Source organism: Paenarthrobacter sp. C1 (assembly GCF_049315185.1).
Classification (GTDB): domain Bacteria; phylum Actinomycetota; class Actinomycetes; order Actinomycetales; family Micrococcaceae; genus Arthrobacter; species Arthrobacter nicotinovorans.
The window spans coordinates 2,567,207-2,590,408 of record NZ_CP186052.1 but is presented as its reverse complement, the minus strand read 5'-3'; the positions used below and the strand labels follow the sequence as shown (position 1 = coordinate 2,590,408).

At 62.3% G+C, this 23,202-nt stretch carries 22 protein-coding genes and 1 pseudogene; 18 read left to right on the top strand and 5 right to left on the bottom strand.

All coding sequences use genetic code 11. The features are described 5' to 3' along the window. Nucleotides 1-210 precede the first annotated feature (210 nt). The 4 genes from ACNAOU_RS12090 to ACNAOU_RS12075 are packed head-to-tail and all read left to right on the top strand — an operon-like array spanning nt 211 to nt 4,498. Nucleotides 211-1,410 carry an ROK family transcriptional regulator gene (locus ACNAOU_RS12090; protein WP_018777807.1) on the top strand — a complete coding sequence of 400 codons (1,200 nt, stop codon included), beginning with the start codon at nt 211-213 and terminating at the stop codon, nt 1,408-1,410. 33 nt (nt 1,411-1,443) lie between these two features. Next, entirely contained in the window at nt 1,444-2,814 is a 1,371-nt protein-coding gene (locus ACNAOU_RS12085) for an extracellular solute-binding protein (protein WP_422757023.1), read from the top strand. Then, a complete protein-coding gene (locus tag ACNAOU_RS12080) occupies nt 2,811-3,680 on the top strand; it encodes a carbohydrate ABC transporter permease (protein ID WP_079582184.1) in 870 nt (289 codons plus the stop codon). Before ACNAOU_RS12085 ends, ACNAOU_RS12080 begins: the two co-directional genes overlap by 4 nt. Further along, nucleotides 3,677-4,498 (top strand): carbohydrate ABC transporter permease, encoded by an 822-nt coding sequence (locus ACNAOU_RS12075; RefSeq protein ID WP_422757022.1) that lies wholly within the window; start codon nt 3,677-3,679, stop codon nt 4,496-4,498. Before ACNAOU_RS12080 ends, ACNAOU_RS12075 begins: the two co-directional genes overlap by 4 nt. Nucleotides 4,499-4,519: 21 nt before the next feature. Here the strand turns inward: ACNAOU_RS12075 and ACNAOU_RS12070 are convergent, their stop codons facing one another. After that, nucleotides 4,520-4,723, bottom strand: coding sequence for a hypothetical protein (locus ACNAOU_RS12070; protein ID WP_227453649.1), 204 nt, complete (start codon nt 4,721-4,723; stop codon nt 4,520-4,522). 149 nt (nt 4,724-4,872) lie between these two features. Here ACNAOU_RS12070 and ACNAOU_RS12065 point away from each other — a divergent pair, with 149 nt between their 5' ends. The 6 genes from ACNAOU_RS12065 to ACNAOU_RS12040 are packed head-to-tail and all read left to right on the top strand — an operon-like array spanning nt 4,873 to nt 9,990. Further along, the gene (locus ACNAOU_RS12065) at nt 4,873-5,880 is read left to right on the top strand and encodes an AAA family ATPase (RefSeq protein WP_422757021.1); all 1,008 of its coding nucleotides are present in this window, start codon (nt 4,873-4,875) and stop codon (nt 5,878-5,880) included. An 11-nt stretch (nt 5,881-5,891) separates the two neighbouring features. Continuing rightward, the gene (locus tag ACNAOU_RS12060; protein ID WP_026267173.1) at nt 5,892-6,824 is read left to right on the top strand and encodes a DUF58 domain-containing protein; all 933 of its coding nucleotides are present in this window, start codon (nt 5,892-5,894) and stop codon (nt 6,822-6,824) included. Then, complete coding sequence (locus ACNAOU_RS12055) at nt 6,814-7,275, top strand: hypothetical protein (RefSeq protein ID WP_422757020.1); 462 nt, start codon at nt 6,814-6,816, stop codon at nt 7,273-7,275. The genes ACNAOU_RS12060 and ACNAOU_RS12055 overlap by 11 nt, the downstream gene beginning before the upstream one ends. Next, nucleotides 7,266-8,261, top strand: coding sequence for a vWA domain-containing protein (locus ACNAOU_RS12050; RefSeq protein ID WP_422757019.1), 996 nt, complete (start codon nt 7,266-7,268; stop codon nt 8,259-8,261). Before ACNAOU_RS12055 ends, ACNAOU_RS12050 begins: the two co-directional genes overlap by 10 nt. Further along, the gene (locus tag ACNAOU_RS12045) at nt 8,258-9,295 is read left to right on the top strand and encodes a VWA domain-containing protein (protein WP_422757018.1); all 1,038 of its coding nucleotides are present in this window, start codon (nt 8,258-8,260) and stop codon (nt 9,293-9,295) included. Before ACNAOU_RS12050 ends, ACNAOU_RS12045 begins: the two co-directional genes overlap by 4 nt. After that, nucleotides 9,295-9,990, top strand: a complete 696-nt coding sequence (locus ACNAOU_RS12040) for a hypothetical protein (protein WP_422757017.1) — start codon at nt 9,295-9,297, stop codon at nt 9,988-9,990. The genes ACNAOU_RS12045 and ACNAOU_RS12040 overlap by 1 nt, the downstream gene beginning before the upstream one ends. Before the next feature lie 92 nt (nt 9,991-10,082). Here ACNAOU_RS12040 and ACNAOU_RS12035 read toward each other — a convergent pair whose 3' ends face one another. Both ACNAOU_RS12035 and ACNAOU_RS12030 read right to left on the bottom strand, forming a co-directional pair. Next, the gene (locus tag ACNAOU_RS12035; RefSeq protein WP_018777796.1) at nt 10,083-10,586 is read right to left on the bottom strand and encodes a DUF2004 domain-containing protein; all 504 of its coding nucleotides are present in this window, start codon (nt 10,584-10,586) and stop codon (nt 10,083-10,085) included. Nucleotides 10,587-10,636: 50 nt separating this feature from the next. Next, a complete protein-coding gene (locus ACNAOU_RS12030) occupies nt 10,637-11,602 on the bottom strand; it encodes a LysR family transcriptional regulator (RefSeq protein ID WP_018777795.1) in 966 nt (321 codons plus the stop codon). Nucleotides 11,603-11,998: 396 nt separating this feature from the next. Between ACNAOU_RS12030 and nrdH the strand changes: the two genes are divergently transcribed. From nrdH to ACNAOU_RS11995, 7 genes are all read left to right on the top strand, one after another. Beyond that, a complete protein-coding gene (gene nrdH, locus ACNAOU_RS12025; RefSeq protein ID WP_011775022.1) occupies nt 11,999-12,241 on the top strand; it encodes a glutaredoxin-like protein NrdH in 243 nt (80 codons plus the stop codon). A gap of 63 nt (nt 12,242-12,304) precedes the next feature. After that, a complete protein-coding gene (gene nrdI / locus ACNAOU_RS12020) occupies nt 12,305-12,775 on the top strand; it encodes a class Ib ribonucleoside-diphosphate reductase assembly flavoprotein NrdI (RefSeq protein WP_018777794.1) in 471 nt (156 codons plus the stop codon). Between the two features lie 32 nt (nt 12,776-12,807). Further along, on the top strand, nt 12,808-14,928 hold the full coding sequence (gene nrdE, locus ACNAOU_RS12015; protein WP_026267172.1) for a class 1b ribonucleoside-diphosphate reductase subunit alpha: 2,121 nt from the start codon (nt 12,808-12,810) through the stop codon (nt 14,926-14,928). Nucleotides 14,929-15,048: 120 nt separating this feature from the next. After that, the gene (gene nrdF, locus ACNAOU_RS12010; RefSeq protein WP_011775019.1) at nt 15,049-16,023 is read left to right on the top strand and encodes a class 1b ribonucleoside-diphosphate reductase subunit beta; all 975 of its coding nucleotides are present in this window, start codon (nt 15,049-15,051) and stop codon (nt 16,021-16,023) included. 274 nt (nt 16,024-16,297) lie between these two features. Next, nucleotides 16,298-17,356, top strand: a complete 1,059-nt coding sequence (locus ACNAOU_RS12005; protein ID WP_422757015.1) for an iron ABC transporter substrate-binding protein — start codon at nt 16,298-16,300, stop codon at nt 17,354-17,356. A 4-nt stretch (nt 17,357-17,360) separates the two neighbouring features. After that, on the top strand, nt 17,361-18,959 hold the full coding sequence (locus ACNAOU_RS12000; protein ID WP_179128429.1) for an ABC transporter permease: 1,599 nt from the start codon (nt 17,361-17,363) through the stop codon (nt 18,957-18,959). Further along, nucleotides 18,956-20,122 (top strand): ABC transporter ATP-binding protein, encoded by a 1,167-nt coding sequence (locus ACNAOU_RS11995; protein ID WP_179128430.1) that lies wholly within the window; start codon nt 18,956-18,958, stop codon nt 20,120-20,122. Before ACNAOU_RS12000 ends, ACNAOU_RS11995 begins: the two co-directional genes overlap by 4 nt. 5 nt (nt 20,123-20,127) lie before the next feature. Here ACNAOU_RS11995 and ACNAOU_RS11990 read toward each other — a convergent pair. Both ACNAOU_RS11990 and ACNAOU_RS11985 read right to left on the bottom strand, forming a co-directional pair. Beyond that, nucleotides 20,128-21,424 (bottom strand): annotated as a pseudogene (locus ACNAOU_RS11990) (HNH endonuclease). Between the two features lie 94 nt (nt 21,425-21,518). Next, the gene (locus ACNAOU_RS11985; protein WP_422757014.1) at nt 21,519-22,607 is read right to left on the bottom strand and encodes a PDDEXK nuclease domain-containing protein; all 1,089 of its coding nucleotides are present in this window, start codon (nt 22,605-22,607) and stop codon (nt 21,519-21,521) included. Nucleotides 22,608-22,667: 60 nt separating this feature from the next. Between ACNAOU_RS11985 and ACNAOU_RS11980 the strand changes: the two genes are divergently transcribed. Continuing rightward, on the top strand, nt 22,668-23,159 hold the full coding sequence (locus tag ACNAOU_RS11980) for a DNA alkylation repair protein (RefSeq protein WP_039241721.1): 492 nt from the start codon (nt 22,668-22,670) through the stop codon (nt 23,157-23,159). The last annotated feature ends 43 nt before the right edge of the window (nt 23,160-23,202 follow it).

Here is a 23,202-nt window from a genome sequence, read left to right as displayed (position 1 = left end):
GACGTGTCAATGAACTGTGCTCGCATACAATGCAGTGTCATCGTTACCAACCCCTGACTTCCGAGCCAGCGTGTGCTCGTATCCGTGGGAGCAGTGGTGTCGTACGATGCACACAGAGACCAAATTCGACGAAGATTTTCCGAATGACTAGGGGCATCAGTGACTGAGATCCGGCAGCCGACACCGAGGCGCGGAACCAACCTACCCCGCATGGGGGACTTCAACCTGACCGTCATTCTGGAGGCGATCCGGCGGTCTTCGGGCGGACTCAGCCGTGTGGAACTGGCGCAGATCGTGGGGCTGTCGCCGCAAACGATTTCGAATATCTCCCGACGACTCCTTGACCAGCAGCTCATCGTCGAGGCAGGCAAAGAAGGGTCCGGTCCGGGAAAGCCGCGCACCATCCTGCGCCTCAACCCTGCGGGAATGTACGCCGTGGGAGTGCACCTGGACCCTGCAGTCATCACTTTCGTCGTTCTGGACCTGCTGGGCGATGTCGTCAAGCACTCCCGGATGGCTACTCCCGGTGGCGACCCCGCAGGGGTGATCACCAGCATCGCCGAACAGATCCAGTCACTCATCGAGGAGTCGGGTGTCGATGCGTCAAAGATTGCCGGGCTGGGTGTTGCAGTTCCGGGTCCGATCGACCTCGACGAAGGTTCCGTGGTGGAGCCGCCACTGCTGACGCGTTGGAACAGGGTGCGGATCCGGGAGGCACTGGCAGATGCAACGGGCCTGGAAACGCTGGTGGACAAGGACGTCACCAGTGCGGCGGTGGCCGAGACCTGGGCCGGCGGCGCGAGCGGCGCGGGAAGCTTCGTTTTCATGTACATGGGAACCGGCATAGGTTGCGGCATCGTCCTCAACGATGAGGTAGTGCGCGGGACCTCCGGCAACGCCGGCGAAATAGGCCACATCGTCGTTGACCCGGGAGGGCCGCAATGTGATTGCGGGCTTCAGGGTTGCGTCAAGTCATCCTGTATTCCGCAGGTGTTGGTGGCCGAAGCCGAAGCGGCAGGCGTCCTGGACGGGAACCGCCACGGGGCGGACGGTCCTGAAGTGCAGGAACGTTACGCGGAGTTGTGCGACAAGGCCGACGCCGGCGATGAACGCGCCATAGCGATTTTGGATAAGTCGGCAACGCTCGTGGCGCGGGCGGTCTCCGTGGTGACCAACACCCTGGACGTGGAGCGTGTGGTCTTCGGGGGCCCGTTCTGGGGCCGCATGTCACCTTATTTCCTGGATCGCGTTCCCAGCCTCCTGGACAAAAACAACGCCGCCCGCATGATCCACGGGCTCGAAGTCGTGGGTACCGGCGTAGGCGAAGACGTTGGTGCCATCGGTGCTGCTTGCCTGGTCCTGGAGCACATGCTTGCCCCCCGCGCCCAACGGCTTCTGCTGGAGGGCTGACCCAGCAGCGCACGTTTGACTGATTGGAGCACCATGCGCCCAGTGAAGACCATGCGATCCATGAAGATGGTTGCCGCAATTGCCGTAGCTGCCATTCTTGCCGGGGTGACGTCGTGTTCGTCCACGCCGGACGCAGCCGGGAAAACGACCCTGAAGATCGTGTACCAAAAAACCGATGCCTTCACAGCGCTCGATGCCGTGATGCAGGATGCCAAGAAGGAATTCGAGGCGGCCAATTCCGGCGTGACGGTTGACCTCCAGCCCATCCAGGCCAACGATGACGACTACGGGACGAAACTCGCCCTGGCGCAGCGGTCCCCGGACACAGCACCTGATGTCTTCTACGAAGACACCTTCAAAGTACGCTCCGACGTCGACGCCGGCTACTTGCTCAAGTTGGACAGTTACCTTGGGAAATGGGAAGACTGGGCGAAATTCAGCGAAGCCGCGAAGGCGGCCGGCCGTGCAGACGACGGAGGAATCTACGCGGTGCCGCTGGGCACGGATACGCGTGCGATCTGGTACAACAAAGCCGTGCTGCAGAAGGCCGGGATTGCTGTTCCGTGGCAACCGGAAAGCTGGGACGACATTCTGGCGATGGCCCGGAAGGTCAAAGCCGCCGATTCCACAGTGATTCCCTTCACCATGTACGCCGGCAAGGGTACGGGCGAAGGCACAGTGATGCAGAGCTTCTATGAGCTCCTCTACGGGACCGGCAGCACCCTCTACGACGAGGACCAAAGAAAGTGGGTGGTCGGTTCCCAGGGTTTCACTGACTCCCTGGCGTTCCTGAAGACCCTCTATGACGAGAAACTCGCCGTCAGTCCTGCGGAAGCGCTGGATGCCAATGTCTGGAAGAAAGTCTTCGGAGAGTGGTTCCCGCAGGGCAAACTGGCGGCCACCGTGGAAGGTTCCTACGCGCCGTCGTTCTGGGAAAAAGGCGGCGCATACGAGTGGGCCGGCTATGAACAGGACATGGCTGTGGCCGCCTTCCCCACCCAGAAGGGCCAGGAACCAGGCAGCGTCAGCATGTCGGGCGGTTGGACCTTGGCTGTGGGTGCTGGGACCAAGAGCCCCGATCTTTCCTTCCAGTTCCTCGCCACCGCGCTGAACAAGAAAAACGCCTTGGCGTACGACATCAATAACTCGCAGATCGCCGTTCGAACAGACGTGGCCGCTGAGGCGGGTTATCTTGCAGCGAATCCTTTCGTCAAGGACGTGTCCGCCTTGGTGGACGTGACGCGCTACAGGCCGGCGACTGCTGACTATCCGCGGATTTCCACCGCTGTCCAGGTCGCCACGGAATCGGTCATCACAGGCAGGCAGAGCCCCCAGGAGGCCGCCGCGGAGTACGATGCCACTGTCCGCAAACTGGTAGGTGAGGACAAGGTCCTGCAGCGATGAAGATTCGCCGCCTCTCGCGGCTCCTGCCAGTAGCCCCGGCCATTCTGCTCCTCCTGGTTTTCCTGCTCGCTCCCGTGGCCTGGTCGTTCTACGCCTCCTTCACGGACGCGGCCCTGACCGGAAAAGCGGCAAGGGAGCCGCAATGGGTGGGCGCGGAGAACTACGTCCGGATGTTTACCGACGACGCCTTTCCCATGGCTACGTGGCTCACCGTCGTTTTCGTTGCTGCTTCGGCCGTGCTGGGCCAGAATCTCCTCGGCCTGCTGATCGCCCTGCTCATGACACGCTCACGCAAAACCGTGTCGGACTGGGTGGGCACAGCCGTGGTGGCTGCCTGGGTTCTCCCTGAAATCGTGGCTGCGTTCGCGGCATACGCGTACTTCAACCGCGACGGCACTTTGAACCAGATACTGGCTGCACTGGGAACCCACGGCTTGGATTGGCTGTATTCGTTCCCGCTGGTGGCCATCATCCTGGCCAACACCTGGCGCGGTACGGCCTTCTCCATGCTCGTGTACCGTGCAGCGCTGGGGAATGTTCCCCGGGATGTCTCCGAGGCCGCGCTCATGGATGGTGCCCGGGGATGGCAGCGGCTCACGTTCATCACCCTGCCGCTGATCAGGAACAGCATCGCCACCAATCTGATGTTGATCACCCTGCAGACACTGGCCGTGTTTACCCTCATCTGGGTAATGACAGCGGGGGGACCCGCCAATGCCAGCACAACCTTGCCTGTTCTCGCCTACCAGGAAGCATTCAAGTTCGGGGACATCGGTTACGGCACAGCGGTAGCATCGGTCCTCATCCTGCTGGGAATGGTCTTTGGTGCGGTGTACGTGTGGCTGCTGCGTGAGCGGCGCGCATGAAGGGCTCCAGGGCCAGGCTTGGTGCCGACGTCGCTTTGCTGGTGATCGGCCTGTGCTTTGCGGCGCCGCTGCTGTGGCTGGTGCTGGCCGCCGTCGACCCTCAAGCGGGGTACCAGACCAAGGTGCCATCGGCGCCGTCGATGATTAACTTCAGCGCCGTCCTGACACCGGAGCTCTTGGGCCGTCCGCTGCTCAACAGCTTCGTCTTATCGGCCGGTACTGCCCTGGTGAACGTACTTGCAGCCGTCTTGGCCGCCTACCCGCTGTCCAGATACCAGTCCCGGTTCAACAAGCCCTTCATGTACACGGTGCTGTTCGGCACTTCACTGCCAGTGACCGCCATCATGGTCCCGGTCTACGGCTTGTTCGTTCAATTGCAGCTCCTGGACTCCATGGCTGCGACCATCTTCTTCATGGCCACCACCACGTTGCCCATGGCGATCTGGATGGCCAAGAACTTCATGGACTCGGTTCCCCTGGAATTGGAAGAGGCGGCGTGGATGGACGGGGCATCGAACCTGACGACGATGCGGACCATCGTTCTGCCGCTCATGGGACAGGGTCTTGGAGTAGTGTTCATCTTTGTGTTCATCCAGGCGTGGGGGAACTTCTTCGTCCCGTTCATCCTGCTGCTGTCCACGGGAAAGCAACCGGCGGCCGTGTCCATCTTCAGCTTCTTCGGCCAGCATGGCGCCATCGCCTACGGCCAGCTGGCTGCGTTCTCCATCCTCTATTCCGTCCCGGTGCTGGTTCTTTACGCGGTGGTATCACGGGGCATGGGGAACTCGTTTGCGATGTCCGGGGCCATGAAGGGCTGACCCGCGGGTAACTGCGACGGTTCAGTCGATGTCTTCGATGATCTCGCCGAAGGGAATTGACTCGTCCACGTGAGCCTGGTGCCCGGTAGGTCCCCGGTTGAAGGTGATGCGGACACCGTGCCGCTGGTCGGCTGCTGACTGGAGGAGAACGGGACGTACGGCATCGATGACGTGCTGGTCCTGCGATGCCAGATAATTCTGATAGGCGGCTGGTAGCTGATGCATGGCAAAAGGATAGACCTCCGGCGCCCCCATGGGGAGGGGTACCCATTGCGGCCTCGACCGGGGGCCGTTTGGATAGAGTGGCCGATGCAGGCGGAAACACAAAGCCCACCGCTTGCGGCACGACTCATAACGCCAGCGAGGGGACCCCAGTGCACCAGACCACAGCCACGGCCGGAATCGATGCACCGGACATGGCACGCGCCCAGCAACTAGTGGGCAGTATAGTCCGGAGCTTCGAAAACAAGGTAGTGGGCCAAACCCGGCTGCGGGAGTCCTTGGTGATCGGCTTGCTCACCGGCGGGCATGTGCTGTTGGAGAGCGTTCCCGGACTGGCCAAGACCACGGCAGCCCAGGCCATCGCGGAATCGGTCAGTGCCGACTTCCGCCGGATCCAGTGCACGCCGGACCTGCTTCCCAGCGACATCGCGGGAACCCAGATCTTCGACGCCGCCAAGGGCACCTTCGTCACGCAGCTGGGGCCGGTCCACGCCAACATCGTCCTGCTGGATGAGATCAACCGATCCAGCGCGAAAACCCAAAGTGCCATGCTCGAGGCCATGCAGGAACGGCAGACCTCGATCGGCGGGGAATCCTATCCGCTGCCGCAGCCATTCCTGGTGCTCGCTACGCAAAACCCGATTGAGCAGGAGGGCACCTACCGCCTTCCCGAAGCGCAGATGGACAGGTTCATGCTCAAGGATGTCCTGGACTATCCCAGCCCTGCCGAAGAAGCCGAGGTCATCCGCCGGATCGACGCCGGCGTGTTCAGTGCCGGGCAGAAACCGCCGGCGGCCGCGTCCCTCGATGCGGTGGTTCAGGTCCAGGAACTCGTGCGTCGGGTCTACATCGACCCGGCCATCGTCCGGTACATCGTTGGTCTGGCCTATGTCACCCGCAACGCGTCACAGTACCTGGAACCCCACCTTGCCAACCTCGTGGAGTTCGGGGCCAGCCCGCGGGCCAGTATCGCCTTCAGCCAGGCGGCACGGGCCTTGGCCCTGCTCAACGGACGCGACCACGTCATCCCCGAGGACGTGAAGAACCTCGCCCACCGCGTCCTGCGCCACCGCATCATCCTCGGCTTCGACGCCGTCGTGGAGGGCGTTGCCGTGGAGACCGTCATCGATGCCGTCCTGGCGTCCGTGCAGACGCCGTAACGGGGCGGCAGGTGCCCAGCCTCATCAGACGCGTTAAGTCGAAGATGTTCATCTTCGCCCACCGCAGGACCCTCACCCTGCTCGACGGCGAGTACGGTTCGGTTTTCAAAGGCCGAAGCCTGGATTTCGATGAGCTGCGCACCTACGTCCCCGGCGACGAAGTCAGGGACATTGACTGGAAAGCCACAGCACGGCATGGCTCGCCCCTCGTCAAGCGCTACGTGGCCATTCGACGCCACTCAGTGCTGTTGCTGGTGGACACCGGCAGGAACATGGCAGCAGAAGCTCTTTCCGGGGAAAACAAAAAGGACATCGCTGTTCATGCGGCGGGAGTCATTGGGTACCTCGCCTGCCGTCACGGCGACGACGTAGGCCTCGTGCACGGAAATGCGGGCGGCTCCCGGTACAGGCCTCCCAAAAGCGGCGAGGAACACCTGGAGAGGCTGCTGCGGGAGATCGACTCAAGCATCAGTCCGGACGCCCGTCCCAGTGACATAGCAGAGCAGTTGGACTACGTCCTGCGGTTCATCAAAGGACGGATGCTGGTGGTGGTTGTTGCCGACGAGGTTCTGCCTGATGCCCGTACCGCGGACCTGATGCGCAGGCTACGGGCACGGCATGAACTTCTTTGGCTCACGGTCCGCGACGCCGACCTCGCACCAGGGCCGGACGCACCTGGTCAAGAGGACAGCATGGACATCGGTACCGGCTCCGGCATACCGCTCCCGCTTGCCGCAGACCGGGCAGTACGGGCCGCTTACAAGCGGGCGATGACCCAGCGTGCGGACCAGCGCAGGGACCTTTTCCGCCGCTTGGGTATCGCCGAACAACAAACCACCGGCAGCGATGACGTCGTCACGACGGTCTTCGCCCTCCTGGAAAAGCACCGCCAGGGAGCACTCGCTTCCCGGGGCGGGCCGAAAAGGGGTCAGGGTGCCGGCTGAAACCACGTTCTACGCACCACTTCAATACCAAGCCCAGTGGATGTGGCTGGGGATCCTCCTCCTTGTGCTGGTCGCAGGATGGTACGGATGGCTTTTCCGGCCACGACGGGCACCCGGGCCCGCCGGGCAGACGGGTGGACAACCGGACCTGGAAGCACTGCGGTCATCCTGCCTGGACGCGATAGAGGCAACCGCAAGGGATGCCGACGCCAGGCGGGTGCCGGAGCGCGACGCCCACCAGAGGCTCAGCTTCCTCGTGAGGGAGTTCGCGGGAGCTGCCACAGCACTGCCCGTCACCTCAATGACCCTGGCTGAGCTGCGCCGTCAGGGCTTCCATGGCCTGGCCGAAGGGATCGCGGAAATCTATCCCAGTGAATTTTCGGCCCAGCCGATTCAATCAGTAAGCCACTCTGCCGATATTGCCCGCCAGGTGGTTCAGGCATGGAACTGACCTACTGGTGGATCCTGCCGCTGGCAGCCGCAGCGGTGGCGGTCAGTACCCTGCTGTACCTCCGGCGCCGGCGGCCAGTGCTGACCCGGGCTATTGCCCATGGCGACCGGCTCACCGGCCTGCCCGAATACCGGCATGCCCTCCGCCGCTACCGGGTCCGGCTGGTCCTCGCCGCACTGTTGGCAGGCCTGTTCCTGGCAGCAGCGGCGATCACTGCCGCCCGCCCGGCCCAGCGCTCCACCGAACAACCGGAGATCCGCAACAGGGACATCGTCCTGTGTCTGGATGTCTCCGGATCAATGACCAGCACCGATGCGGCCTTGGCAGCTGTGTTCAAGGACCTCGCCAAGGAGTTCGACGGGGAGAGGATCGGCATGGTCATCTTCGACAGCAGCAGTGTCCAGCTGTTTCCCCTCACCGATGATTACGACTATGCCGAGGAGCAGCTCACCCAAGCCGAAAAAGCCTTGGCGGACGGTGCGGGCTCGTTCTTCGACGGCACCTGGAACGGGGAAGGCTCATCACTCATCGGTGATGGACTCGCCTCCTGTGTCCAGAGCTTCCCGGACACAGCCGGCAATGGCGTCACCGCGGAGGACACCAAGCGCTCGCGGTCCGTGGTGCTAGCCACCGATAACTTTGTTTCCGGTGCGTCGATCTTCTCCCTGTCCGAAGCGGGCGCCTTGGCCGCCGGCAAGAACGTGAAGGTTCACGCCCTCAATCCCAGCGACATGGACTACGGGGATGATTCCGGACAACCTGGTGCGCAGCTCAAGGCGACCGCGGAGGCGACAGGCGGCACCTATTCCACCCTGGACAGCCCAGATGCCGTGCCGCGTATCGTCCGCCAGGTCCAGGAGACCGAGGCCACCGCCTACTTGTCGGCCCCGCGCTCCGTTGTTGCCGATGCACCCGCCTGGCCCCTGGGCGTCGCGCTGTTGGCCGGGCTGGGAATGCTGGTACTGGGAAGGAGGCTCGATCGATGATGAACAACGCCCTGACCTTGGCCCCGATCCTGCCCTGGCCTGTCCTCGCAGCCCTGGGCCTGGGCGCCATCGCGTTCACTGTCTGGACGGCCTTCCCCCATATCAGGCACAACGGCGGCAGCCCGGTGCAAAGCCGGTCACGGCGCGCCGTGCGCCAGGCGGTGATCCGGTGCGTCGTCGTCGTGCTCCTCCTGCTTGCCGCCCTGCGGCCGGGCTGGGCCGGCGGGCAGGCCAACACCACGTCCGCGGACCTGGACGTCTTCTTTGTCGTGGACAGCAGCACCAGCATGGCAGCCGAAGACTACAACGGAACCGGCACCCGGCTGGCGGGAGTCCGCCAGGACGTCATGGCGATCGCAGAGGAGCTCGCCGGAGCCAAATTCTCCCTGATCACCTTCGATGACAAAGCCACCGTCCGCATGCCGTTGTCCCAGGATGCCAGTGCACTGCAAACCAGCATGGCTACGCTCCAGCCCCAGAATCCCCGCTACGCCAAGGGCAGCAGCGTGAGCGGAGCCGGTCAACTCCTCAAGGAAAGGCTCGCCGCCGCGCAGGAACAGCACCCGGGGCGGCCAGCCCTGGTCTTCTATGCAGGCGACGGCGAGAACACCAGTAATACGGCTCCGTCGCCCATGGATGGAGCCAACGTGGCCGGGGGAGCAGTCCTTGGATACGGGACTGCCGCTGGAGGGCGCATGAAGGACTCCTCAAAGAGCGCCCCCACCTACGTGAAGGATCGAAGCTCCGGCGGAGGCCAGGACGCGATCTCGACGATCGACGAAACGCAACTGCGCACCATCGCAGGTCAACTGAATGTCCCCTACACCCACCGGACCGGCACCGGACCCGTATCCGACATGCTCGAAAAAGCGCAGCCCGGAGCTGTCTCCGCGGGTGACGCGGATGTGCCGGGCAGGATCGAGCTCTACTGGTTGCTCGCACTGGCGGCTTTCGTCCTGGCCCTCCCGGAACCATTCAGGCACCTGGGCGCGCTTCGGGCGGCCCGGAGTCCGCAGTCGAAAGAGCAAAGCTGATGACCGCCATGAATCCACGACGCCGAAACCGTCGCCTCGCGCTCTGGTCGGCTCCTGTTGCCCTCCTGGCGCTCGCAGCCGCTGCGAAACTCCTGAGCGTGGGCATATTGGGTGGCGCGGCGGAAAGCTCCTTCACGGCAGGAAAGCAGGGCGGGGTGGCGCAGGCGGCATCGTGGCTTGGGGTGGCCAACGTGCTTGAATCCCATAAGGCCCCGTTCGCTGCCGGAGATGCAAAGGTCCTGGCCGGCGACTTTGCTGCTGCACGGGCGGACTTCGAGGCTGCGTTGAGGGCCGGCGGCGGAGTGGACGAGTGCAGGATCCGCGTGAACCTCGTGCTGAGTGTGGAGAAGCTCGCGGATTCGGCACCTGATCCGCAGGCCAAGGACAGGCTTGTCCGCGAGGCCTTGGCGGTGATCGACGCAGCGCCCGCCCAATGCCAGCAGCCCGGACCTGCGAATGCGGCGGGGGAGGGGGACGCCCTTGCGGCAGCCAAGGACCGGCTTAACGGACAGAAGGACCGAGGCGACGAGTCGAAGGACAACGCACCGCAACAGTCCACGCCGCCGCAGGACAAGCAACTCCAGCAGCTCGAAGAGAGTGCCCGGAAGGCCCAACTCGAGCGGGGAGAGGGCCAGGAGCGTGACGAGTATCTGCGCGGACCCGACGACAGTACCGGTGTGGAGAAGCCCTGGTGACCGATCCGGCGTCGAGGATTCACCATCCGCAGGACCGGTGTCGTTAAACTGCCATCGGCTCCTACCCGCCGTCGGGCGTCAAACGCCTTGTGCTACTCCCACAAAATCTCGTCATCCACCACGCCGTCTTCGTCCGCGGCGGCCACCAGCAGTTCGTCCGTGAAATGCGAGCCGAGGGTGAAATCGAGGACGAAATAGCGCTCGGGCTGTCCAGGATAGATGGCTACATGGCCGAGCTTGAGGGCTTTAAGGAAGACATCGTTGGTGAGCTGGTCCTTTTCCCGGACACCAAAGACTGACTCGAGCTGTTCCTCTTTGAGCTGGGAACAGTGGAAATGGAGGAATTGCTGGGGGTTGGTACCGTCCTGGTCAAGTTCGTCGGCGATCATCTCGCGCACCTGGTCCACCAGTTCGGGCAGGAAACGCAAACGGTAGTCCACCTTGCGCAGGGCCGCCTCGTCGAAGTGGTCATGCGCGGTGACATTCAGGTCCAGTTCCAGCTGGTTGCCGCCGAGCTCATGTCTGGCGACGAAGCAATGGTCGCGCCCGTGATTGAGCTCTATCTCCCCAAAATGTTTGCTCGCTACCTTGCCCATGTGATCAATCTAACCCCTACATCCAGTGCGTTCCAGCACTTGGGGATATTTCACGTGCGCCGTTGCGGACCCTTGACAGGAGTGGTTTTCAGGGGGTGGAGACCGCTCTTGCCCGCCGTGCCACGGAGGGTATCTGCCAGTAGCTGGGTGAAGAGTTGCACCTGGGCAGTCCGCTTTTCGTTGATCAACAAGGCGAAGACGTTTCGTGCCAGCCGGATGTCCGGAACATCAAGAACCACGACGCCGGCCGGCCGGTTCCGCAGTGCCAGTTCCGGTACCAGCGAGGCACCAAGCCCCGCCGCGGTCATTTCAAGGCTCGCGTGGAAGTCGTCGCTGTAGGCCACCACCCGGGGATGCAGGTTGCAGCTCGCGAACAGGCGCTCAATGACCAATGCATCGCTGGTGCCGGGGTGGTGGACGATCCACGGCATGTCGGAAAGGTGGGCGGCTTCGATCTCGGCATCCTCGCGGATTTTCCAGGAGGCGGGCAGGACCACGCGGAAGTCGTCGTCGCCGATCCACTGCCGTTCGAGCGAATGCGGCCACGCCAAACCGGACTGTCCCACCTGGTACACGAGGGCCACGTCGAGCTCGCCACCGCTCCGGAGTCCCTGGATGGTTTGCGCCGGTTCGGCTACGGACACTTTGAGTTCGATGCCCAGCCCGTTCCATCTTTCATTCCTGAGGATGTCCGGCAAGACATAGGTTGCCAGGCTGGGGAAGATGCCCAGGCGCAGTTCCTGGGCGGGGGAGTCGTTGGTCCGGGACGCTGCAGCCATGAGGGCTTCCACGTCTGTCAGCACCTTCGAGGCGTGCCGCGTCATGGTCACTGCGGCTTCCGTCGGCACCACGCTTCGTGCTGAGCGCTGGAAGAGCTCGACGCCGGTATCGCGTTCCAGCGCGGCCATCTGTTGGGAGACTGCCGAGGCTGTGTAGCCCAGTTGGGCGGCGGCGGCTGCGAAGGAACCCAGCCGGGTTACCTCCATCAGCGTCCGGAGGTGGAGAAGGTTGACCATCAGCAGATTTTAGCTGTTCGCCACGCCACATTTTCAAAGTGTCACGACACGCCGGACGGGGGCGACACGCTGAAGATTAAATGTGGCTAAGTAGTCCACAGGGTGTGGATGACATCTCTCAGTTTGGCGGAATTGCGGACATTTTGAACCCCTCGCCCTGTGGACGAGCGGTGGATTGAATGACATACTTGTAATACATCATCTTGGGGTTCCGGCGAGGCGCTTGCACTACATGTAGTATCGATTTACGGATTGAGCGGGAAACCAGCACAAGACTAAATAAGAGCGTGTTGGCTGTCACGGCAGCCTGCGGGCCGGTATCGGATTCAGTAGTTAGTTCCGGTTGAGCCCGCCAGATACGAAGAGAATCAGACTTCAACTTAGGGGACAGGGATCATGACCGTAACGGTTTACACGAAGCCGGCCTGTGTTCAGTGCAACGCAACCTACCGGGCACTCGACAAGAAGGGCATCGCCTACCAGAGTGTCGATATCTCCCAGGACGCCGAGGCCCTTGAACGCCTCAAGGCACTGGGTTACATGCAGGCCCCGGTTGTCGTAACCGAGCAGGACCACTGGTCCGGATTCCGCCCGGACAAGATCGAGGAACTGGCCCAAGCCGTTTCCTCCGTGGCCTAAGTTTCCATTCAAACTTCGCCACCACGCCACACCAAGAATTCCTATGTAGTTGAGGTGACTCCCATGGCACCGCTGGCCGCGGCTACCGCACGCAGAGCTGTGGAAGCTGTCACCACGAGGAGTCACCTCATCTACTTTTCCTCAACCTCCGAGAACACCAAACGATTCGTCCAAAAACTGGGCAGGGACGCAGCCCGCATCCCGCTTTATGCCCAGGACGCTCCGCTTCAGGCGCTGGAGCCCTTCGTCCTGGTACTTCCGACGTATGGAGGTACCAACGGTGAAGGTTCCGTACCGAAGCAGGTCATCAGGTTTCTGAACGATCCCCGGAACAGGGAACTGATCCGCGGTGTTATCGGAGCAGGGAACACCAATTTCGCGGACAACTACTGCGCAGCCGGAGACATCATCTCCGTGAAATGCAAAGTGCCGCATCTTTACAAATTTGAACTCATGGGGACGCCGGAAGACGTCCAACGGGTCAACGAAGGGCTGGAAAAGTTTTGGACACAACTGTCGCAGAAACAGAAGTAACCGGGGGCGCTGTGGACACGGCCAAGAAGCCGCTGCCTGAGGCCTATAAGGGCCTGGGCTATCACGAGCTCAACGCCATGCTCAATCTGTATGGTCCGAACGGTGAGATCCAGTTCGAAGCCGACCGCGAAGCTGCGCACCAGTACTTCCTGCAGCACGTGAACAACAACACCGTGTTCTTCCACGATCTCGAAGAGAAGCTCGACTACCTGGTCAAGAACCAGTACTACGAGCGCGAGACCCTCGACCAGTACACGATGAACTTCATCCGCGAGCTCTTCAACCGCGCCTACAAGAAGAAGTTCCGCTTCGAGACCTTCCTTGGCGCGTTCAAGTTCTACACGTCCTACACGCTGAAGACTTTTGACGGCAAGCGTTTCCTGGAGCGCTACGAGGACCGTGTCTGCATGGTTGCCCTGCACCTTGCCCGCGGCAATGAAGAGCTGGCCAACCGCCTCGTCGACGAAATCATCGACGGCCGCTTCCAGCCTGCTACCCCGACGTTCCTGAACGCCGGCAAGGCCCAGCGTGGCGAGCTCGTCTCCTGCTTCCTGCTCCGCATCGAAGACAACATGGAGTCGATCGCCCGCGCCATCAACTCCGCCCTTCAGCTGTCCAAGCGTGGCGGCGGTGTAGCACTCTCGCTCACCAACATCCGTGAGCATGGTGCCCCGATCAAGCAGATCGAAAACCAGTCCTCCGGTGTCATCCCCGTCATGAAGCTCCTCGAAGACAGCTTCTCCTACGCCAACCAGCTCGGTGCCCGCCAGGGTGCAGGCGCCGTGTACCTGCACGCGCACCACCCGGACATCCACCGCTTCCTGGACACCAAGCGCGAGAACGCTGACGAGAAGATCCGCATCAAGACGCTCTCCTTGGGCGTCGTCGTTCCGGATATCACGTTCGAGCTCGCAAAGAAGAACGAGGACATGTACCTCTTCTCGCCGTACGACGTCGAGAAGGTTTACGGTGTTCCGTTCTCCGACATCTCGGTAACCGAGAAGTACTACGAGATGGTCGACGATTCCCGGATCAAGAAGACCAAGATCAGCGCCCGCGAGTTCTTCCAGACCCTCGCGGAGATCCAGTTCGAGTCCGGCTACCCGTACATCATGTTCGAGGACACCGTGAATCGGGCCAACCCGATCGACGGCAAGATCACCATGAGCAACCTGTGCTCGGAGATCCTGCAGGTTTCCTCGCCGTCCATCTACGCCGAGGACCTCAGCTACGAGACCGTGGGCAAGGACATCTCCTGCAACCTGGGCTCGATGAACATTGCCAAGACCATGGATTCGCCGGACTTCGGGCTTTCCATCGAGACATCCATCCGCGCCCTCAGCGCTGTCTCGGACATGTCGTACATCAACTCGGTGCCTTCGATCGCCCAGGGCAACGCCCAGAGCCACGCGATTGGCCTCGGCCAGATGAACCTCCACGGCTACCTTGCCCGTGAGCACGTCCACTACGGTTCCGAAGAGGGCCTGGACTTCACCAACATCTACTTCTACACGGTGCTGTTCCACGCCCTGCGCGCGTCCAACCGCCTGGCCATCGAGACCGGCCAGAAGTTCGGCGGTTTCGAGAAGTCCACCTACGCAAGCGGCGAGTTCTTCGACAAGTACACCGAGCAGGAATGGGTTCCGGCAACGGAGCGTGTCCGCGAGCTCTTCGCCGGCCACCACATCCCCACCCAGGATGACTGGCGCGAGCTGAAGGCATCCGTCATGGAGCACGGTATCTACAACCAGAACCTCCAGGCCGTTCCGCCTACCGGTTCCATCAGCTACATCAACAACTCCACCTCGTCGATCCACCCGGTGGCCGCCAAGATCGAAATCCGCAAGGAAGGCAAGATCGGCCGCGTCTACTACCCGGCTCCGTACCTGACCAACGACAACCTGGAGTACTACCAGGATGCCTATGAAATCGGCTACGAGAAGATCATCGACACCTACGCCGCTGCCACGCAGCACGTGGACCAGGGTTTGTCCCTGACGCTGTTCTTCAAGGACACCGCCACCACGCGTGACATCAACAAGGCTCAGATCTACGCATGGCGCAAGGGCATCAAGACGCTCTACTACATCCGTCTCCGCCAGCTCGCGCTGGAAGGGACCGAGGTTGAGGGTTGCGTCAGCTGCATGCTGTGATCGACCTTCAACGGTTGATAAATTGCGGCAGTTGCCGCGCTCATAACTGAAAGCACGACGGCGGGTCACCACCCGCCGTCGTACGCTTACCTTAAGAACCCAACGCTAAAAGGGGATGAAATGACCGAAAAGGTCAAGCTGCTGACACACGTCGAGGCCATCAACTGGAACAAGATCCAGGACGACAAGGACGTGGAAGTCTGGAACCGGCTGGTCAACAACTTCTGGCTTCCGGAGAAGGTGCCGCTGTCCAACGACGTCCAGTCGTGGCACACGCTCACGCCGGATGAGCAGCAGCTCACCATGCGTGTTTTCACCGGCCTCACCCTGCTGGACACCATCCAGGGCACGGTGGGCGCTGTCTCGCTGATCCCGGATGCGATCACTCCTCATGAAGAAGCCGTGTACACCAACATCGCTTTCATGGAATCCGTGCACGCGAAGTCCTACTCGTCCATCTTCTCCACCCTGTGCTCCACCAAGGAGATTGACGACGCTTTCCGCTGGTCGCTCGAAAACGAGAACCTGCAGAAGAAGGCGCAGATCGTCATGGATTACTACCAAGGCGACGATCCCCTGAAGCGCAAGGTCGCTTCCACTCTGCTGGAAAGCTTCCTGTTCTACTCGGGCTTCTACCTGCCCATGTACTGGTCTTCACGCGCCAAGCTCACGAACACCGCCGACCTCATCCGCCTCATCATCCGTGACGAGGCCGTGCACGGCTACTACATCGGCTACAAGTTCCAGAAGGGCTTGGAGAAGGTTTCCGAGGCCCGCAAGCAGGAAATCAAGGACTACACCTTCGAACTGCTCTTTGAGCTGTACGAAAACGAAGTCCAGTACACCCACGACCTCTACGACGGTGTCGGCCTGGCCGAGGACGTCAAGAAGTTCCTGCACTACAACGCCAACAAGGCACTCATGAACCTTGGCTACGAGGCCATGTTCCCGGCTTCGGTCACCGACGTGAACCCGGCCATTCTGTCGGCCCTGTCCCCGAACGCTGACGAGAACCACGACTTCTTCTCCGGCTCGGGCTCCTCCTACGTGATCGGCAAGGCCGTCAACACGGAAGATGAGGACTGGGAGTTCTAGTTCGTCCAAGTGATCGGAAATCTGCTCGGGATCAGCTGCGGAAGCGGCTGGTCCCGAGTTTTTTTGTGCTCTGAGCGGCCCGGTGACCGCCAAGCGTTTGAAGTATTAGGTCATGTAAGACTTGCGTAATTATGGTGATACTGATCACTTTTAGGCCATCCGGCTTTGCAGGTAGGCAAGCCTTACCTACTCTTACAGGAGCACGCCTTCCCAACACTCAGGCCTGCACGGACGAAGGTCCCCAAGAGTTTTTGTTCGCAGAAAGAAGTCCCCCATGAACATCCCCAAGAAAGCGCTGGCCGGAATCGCCCTTGCGGCAACCGCAGCACTTGGCCTCAGCGCCTGCGGCTCCAACGCCGGCAGTGCCCCCGCTTCTTCCGGTTCCGCCTCCGGAGGCGCAGTCTCCGGTGAAATCACCGTCTACAACGCCCAGCACGACACCCTGACCAAGGAATGGGTGGATGCCTTCACCAAGGAGACCGGCGTTAAGGTCACCATCCGACAGGGCTCGGACACGGAATTGTCCAACCAGATCGTCCAGGAAGGCCAGGCTTCCCCGGCTGACGTCTTCCTGACTGAGAACTCTCCGGCAATGGCGCAGGTAGAGAACGCAGGGCTTTTCGCCGACGTGGACAAGGCAACCCTTGAGCAGGTCCCCGCTGAATTCCGTCCGTCCACCGGCAAGTGGACCGGCATCGCTGCCCGCTCCACCGTCCTGGTGTACGACAAGAACAAGATCAGCGACGACCAGCTGCCCAAGTCGATGCTCGATTTGGCCAAGCCGGAGTGGAAGGGCAAGTGGGCAGCGTCGCCGTCCGGCGCCGACTTCCAGGCTATTGTTGCCGCGCTGCTTGAGCTCAAGGGCGAAGCTGCAACCGAGGAATGGCTCAAGGGCATGAAGGAAAACTTCAAGGCCTACAAGGGCAACAGCACGGCCATGAAGGCAGTCAACGCCGGTGAAGTCGACGCCGCGCTGATCTACCACTATTACTACTACGGCGACCAAGCCAAGACCGGCGAAAACTCAAAGAACGTCACCCCGTACTTCTTCAAGAACCAGGACCCGGGAGCTTTCCTTTCCGTCTCCGGTGGCGGCGTCCTCAAGTCCGCCAAGAACGCGGCCGCTGCCCAGGCATTCCTGAAGTTCATCACCGGCAAGCAAGGCCAGGAAGTCCTGAAGAACGGCACGTCCTTCGAATACGCCATCGCCTCTCAGGTGGATGCCAACGCCAAGCTCGTCCCGATCAAGGACCTGCAGGCTCCCACCGTGGACCCGGCCAAGCTGAACTCCGCCAAGGTCACCGAGCTGATGACCAAGGCAGGGCTCCTCTAGTTCTGTGATCACCGACCTCCCGGCTTCCCGACCACAAGGAACGGAAAGCACGACGACGGCGGGCAAGGGCAAACGCCCTCGCCCGCCTTTCGGCGTTTCCACCGTGTCCATCCTGGCAGTGCTGATAGCCCTGTTTTCGCTTCTTCCGCTGGGCTACGTCGTCTACATGACCGTCGCGACCGGCTGGGACACCGCCGTCCAGCTCATCGTCCGCCCGCGCGTGGGTGAGCTGCTGCTCAACACGATCCTGCTGACCGTCATCACCATCCCGCTGTGCTTGCTGCTGGGGGTCGGTGGTGCGTGGCTGGTGGAGCGGACAACGCTCCGGGGGCGCCGCTGGTGGGCCGTTGCATTGGCTGCCCCGTTGGCTATCCCTGCATTCGTCAACAGCTACGCCTGGGTTTCGGCCGTGCCGTCCCTTGAGGGGCTGTGGTCCGGGGTGCTGATAGCGACCCTTTCCTACTTCCCGCTGGTGTACATACCCGCCGCTGCCACGCTTGGCCGCCTGGACCCGGCGATCGAGCAATCCGCCGCCTCCCTTGGGCTGGGTCCGTGGGCAGTGTTCTTCCGGGTGGTCGTGCCCCAGCTCCGCATTGCCATGACGGGCGGGGCCCTGCTCGTTGGACTGCACCTCCTGGCCGAGTACGGCGCCTTCGCCATGATCCGCTTCGACACTTTCACGACGGCGATCATGGTCCAGTTCCAGTCGACGTTCAACGGTGCCGCCGGCAACATGCTGGCCAGCGTCCTGGTGGTGCTCTGCCTGTTCCTGCTCCTTGCTGAAGTGAAGAGCCGCGGAACGGCGCGCTATGCACGCATCGGATCGGGTGCCCAAGGCAAGACCACGCAGCTGCCGCTGGGTGGTTACCAGCTGCCGGCCCAACTGAGCCTCTTGGCGCTCACTGCGCTGGCATTCGGGTTGCCGCTCTGGTTTGTCCTGAAGTGGGTGATGGCAGGAGGCGCCGAGGTCTGGGAGGCGGAGGAATTCCTTCCGGCACTTCTTCAGACCCTCCTGTACGGGGCTGTCGGAGCGGCTGTGACCACTGTGGTTGCCTTCCCCATGGCTTATCTGGCTGTCCGGCACCCCAGCTGGTTCAGCAAGCTGCTTGAACTCTCCAACTACGTCACCAGTTCCCTTCCGGGAATTGTCGTTGGCCTGGCCTTTGTGACCGTCAGCATCCGGGTGGTGCCAGGTGTCTACCAGACGGCAGGAGTCCTCGTTGCGGCCTACGTGTTGCTGTTCCTTCCCCGGGCGTTGGTCAACCTGCGCTCCGGCCTCGCGCAGGCTCCCAAGGAACTCGACGAAGCTGCGCAATCCCTGGGCAAGGCCCCCTTGGTGTCGTTCTTCAAGGTGACGCTGCGGCTCACGGCCCCGGCCGCTGCCGGGGGAGCGGCCCTGGTATTCCTGGCCATTGTCAATGAACTGACGGCCACGCTGCTCCTGGCGCCCAACGGTACACGGACCCTGGCCACCGAATTCTGGAGCAAAAGCAGCGAGATCGACTACACCGGGGCAGCTCCCTATGCCTTGCTGATGATCCTGCTCTCGGCTCCCATGACATACCTGCTTTTCCAACAGTCCAAGAAAGTAGCCGGACAGTGACAGAACAAGCCCCTTCCCGACTGCCGTCGCCCCGGGTGGCACCCTCCGTGGCCCCGACCACGAACTCACACCTGGACATTTCCGAGGTCACCAAGAATTTCGGTTCCCAGGCTGTCCTTAAAGGAGTGAACCTCTCGGTCGCCCGCGGCGGGACCACCGCCATCGTTGGCCCGTCCGGCTCCGGTAAAACCACGTTGCTTCGGCTCATCGCGGGCTTCGAACATCCGAACACCGGTTCCATCAGCTTGAACGGCCTTCCCGTGGCAGGAGAAGGAGTCAAGGTCCCGGCGCATAAACGCCACGTCGGGTACGTTGCCCAGGACGGTGCACTGTTCCCGCACTTGACCGTTGGACAGAACGTCGCCTTCGGTTTGGATGCCGGCAAGCTCGACGGCGGCCGCCGGGCTGTGCGGGCCCGTGTGGAAGAACTGTTGGACATGGTCTCCTTGGACCCCGCCATGGCAAAGCGACGTCCGCATCAGCTCTCCGGCGGGCAGCAGCAACGCGTCGCCTTGGCCCGTGCGCTGGCACGCGAACCGGAACTGATGCTCCTGGACGAGCCCTTCTCGGCCCTCGACGCAGGCCTGAGGGTGGCCACCCGCCGTGCCGTGGCGAAAGTTCTCAACGCCGCAGGAGTGACCACCATCCTGGTCACCCACGATCAGGCAGAGGCCTTGTCCTTCGCCGACCAAGTGGCCATCATGCGTGGCGGGCGGCTGGCCCAGATCGGCAACCCCTTCGTGGTGTACACCCGTCCGGCAGACCGGGCCACGGCAGAATTCCTGGGCGAAGCAGTCATTCTCGACGCTTGGATGGAGGGCTCCCTGGCGACGTGTTCCCTCGGTGGCATTGCCGTCCGGCGACCACCGGCCCAGGGGAAGGTCCAGCTCATGCTGCGCCCGGAACAAATCCGGATTGCCCCGGATGGCCCGATCCGTGGCGTTGTGGTCGATACCGACTACTTCGGACCCGAAACAACGGTGCGCATCAAGCTGGGCGCTTACACGGCCCTGGATGGGGCCGGGCAGGGCCAAAGCCATCGCTACCCGGGCGGTGGCGAGATCATCACCATCCGGCACTGGAACGCGTCGATCACCAGGCCGGGCACGGAACTTTGCCTCCGTGTGGTGGGTGAAGGAGTGGCTTTCCCTGTAGGGGAGTAGCCAGCTCAGGTGCCACCTGCCGTGACACGCAGGTGGCCCGGCAGGGGAGGAGCCTGGGAACGGTAGCTATGCCCGGTGGGCGTCCGGACTTCCAAGGTATGGACGGAGTCGGTGTCGTTCCGGCCCGGCTCTGTTTTGCTGCTCCAACCCGGGTTTTCTTTAGTGTGGTTGCAGGCTTCGCAAAGTCCGGCGCCGTTGTCCAGCGAGGTGGATCCGCCACGACGCCAGGGGACTATGTGGTCGATGTGCCGAATGGGCGCGTCGCAGTACGGTGTCCGGCACAGGTTGTCACGAACCTCAATGAAGCGGCGCATTCCCTGCGGAAAGAAGCGGGACCGCGAGTCCTCGGCGATGAGCTCCCCGGTGCCGGGGGCTGTGTAGAGGCGGCGAAGCCAAACATGGAAATCACTGTCGGGATCGCCGAGGGTCTTCGTTGTGGATACAAGGTCTCTGGCCCACTGGGCGGGGACAACCCCATAGCCGGTCAGCCGCGCCGGTTCGGAGTCGTTGGCCAGGAGGGTGCGGTCTGTCATCACCAGCTGCAGGTCAATCCCGGAATAGCCGGCGGATGAACCGGTGATCCGCTCAACCAGGGTGTCGGCCATAACTTGGCCCCGACCGCGTTGCTCACCACCAGGACGGGACCGGGCTGAGTCGGCGGACCGCGTGAGTGCCGAGTAGGCTGCGACGCCTTGGGCTACAGGAAGCAGGGCGGTCAGGATGGTCATAGTGTCAGGTGCCGGCCGCAGACTCACGGTCCTCTCATTCGCGGCACGTGCAGCCCGCTGGGTTACCGAACGCGGATCACGGCGATAGGCTGCGGCTTTCGCAGCGGCAACGATGGCCTTGTCCCCGGCGCCTTCGAAGGTTCCGGTATCCGGCGCGAGCTCTTCATCCACGGCCGCCCGATCCTCAACGGACAAGCAGGCGGTCTCCTTGAGGAGGAGGGTGGCTCTCCACTCATTCAACGGTCCCGCATCCACGGCGGCCATGGTGTGTGGCATCTCCGTGACCAATGCCCGGGCCAAGCCAAGGAGTCGGGAGCCACGGTTTGGGGATTCCCGCCGGGCGAGCGCCACTTGCGCGCCTACACCCTTGCCACGTTCGGAAGCCGGGACTCCGGCCTCAGCCTGCTCAGCGCGTTGGGCAAGGTCGAAGCCACAGTGATTTTGGCCTGAAGTCCCGAGATGGCCGACTTCAGTCTTCCAGTAGCCGCAGTTGGTTGATCAGATCCCTGCTTATCGAGCTGGGAGTGGCTGAGCCTGGAACGGCGGGAAACTCCCGGTCAGACGGAACCGGCATCAGCGCGGCGCTGACTCCTGCACCCACTGGTGTCTCCGGCTTTCGTCCCGTGTTCCTACTCTGACAGGAGGCACCGACATTATTAGCCGACGGGCTAACCCCGTAGCCGGGCAGCGTCACTTGCCAGCTCGGCTTCCAAGGCCTCAATGCTGGGCAGGCTCGCAACCAACTCCTCGGGCAACGAGTCGGCCAGGGAAGTCCGCCACTCCGCGATGCCCACAGGTGCGCTGAAGCCGCGTAAGGCGTACTCGGCCACGACGCTGTTCTTCTCCTTGCACAACAGCAACCCGATCGTGGGTTTGTCGTCAGGGTGCGCCATGAGGTCATCCACCGCTGCCATGTACATACCCAACTGGCCGAGGAAGCCGGGCTCGAACTTCACGGCCTTCAGCTCGATCACCATGTAGCAGCGCAGTTTCAGGTGGTAGAACAGCAAGTCGGCGAAGAACTCGTCACCGGCAATCTCCAGACGGACCTGCTCGCCCACAAAAGCAAAACCCTGGCCCAGTTCCAAAAGGAATTTCTCCACGTGCTTCACCAACTGCAGCTCCAGGTCCCGTTCGGTGTGACGGTCAGTCATGGATAGGAAGTCAAAGACATAGGGGTCCTTGGTTGCCTGCTGGGCGAGGTCCGAGTCCGCGGGGACCATGGTGGCCTTGAAGTTGGTGATCGCTTGCCCTGACCGCTCGTGCAGGCGGGTGGAGATCTGGTGCGTCAGCACGTTGCGCGACCAGCCATGCCGGGCAGCCGCCGCTGCGTACCAAAGCCGCGTTGCGGCGTCGTCGAGCTTTTCGAGCAAGGCGATCTGGTGGTACCAGGGCAATGTTGCAAGCGGCGCTTGCAACATTGGAAAGTCGGGCCATGCCTGGGCGAAGCTCTTCATGTAGCGCAGGTTCCTGGGGGAGAAGCCCTTGGCTTCAGGGAATCTGGTGCGGATGTCGGCGGACAAGCGGGTGACCACCTTTGCTCCCCAGCCTTGCTCGGATTCACGCTCGGCGAGCTGGCGTCCGATGCTCCAGTACGAGTTCAGCAACTCCGAGTTGGCAGCGGCCTGGGCGCGGGTCCTGCCCACCCGGATTTCCCGGGCCACGGTGTTGAGCAGTGTGGGGTACCAATCGGGCATGGAGGACGCAGCCGGCACGCCTGGAAACGAGGCCTCGGTTGCGAGCTCTTTGGACGGCATGTTGCTCCTGTCGATTGCTGGTGTCATCACGCTAAGACCGGGCACTGACAAAATAGACGGGTGAGTGAAGCTGGCGAATTCGTGGACTACACCCTGCAGATGGAATCGACGTGGGAGCGGGCAGAAGAGGCCAGTGCGCGTCTCGGCGAAGCCTTGAAAGTGTATGGCGCCTCCGTGGGGGCCGTTCGCGGGACAATCCGGGATGCGCTGAAGCGTTACAAGAACCTCGGCCATGACGAGATCACGGCGCTCAGCTCCGAATTGTGGGAACAGCCGGTCTTTGAGCGCCGTCTGGCCGCGGTGGTGTTGCTGCAGAGCAAAGTAGGTGTCCTCATTAACACAGACCTCACCCGGATCGAAGGCTTTATCAGGCAGTCCGGCACCAGGGAGCTGGTGAACCCGCTTGCCACTGATGTGGTGGGTCCGCTGCTGGCACGGCTGGAAGGCCGGGCAAGGGAACGCGCTGAACGCGTGCTGGAGCGCTGGGCTGAAGATCCCGACCCTGAGCTTCGGCGAGCAGCGGCATTGGCCTCAGGTGCTGCCACCCCTTGATAAGCATCAGAGACCGGCCTAGCGTTTCCCTACCGCGTGCCAG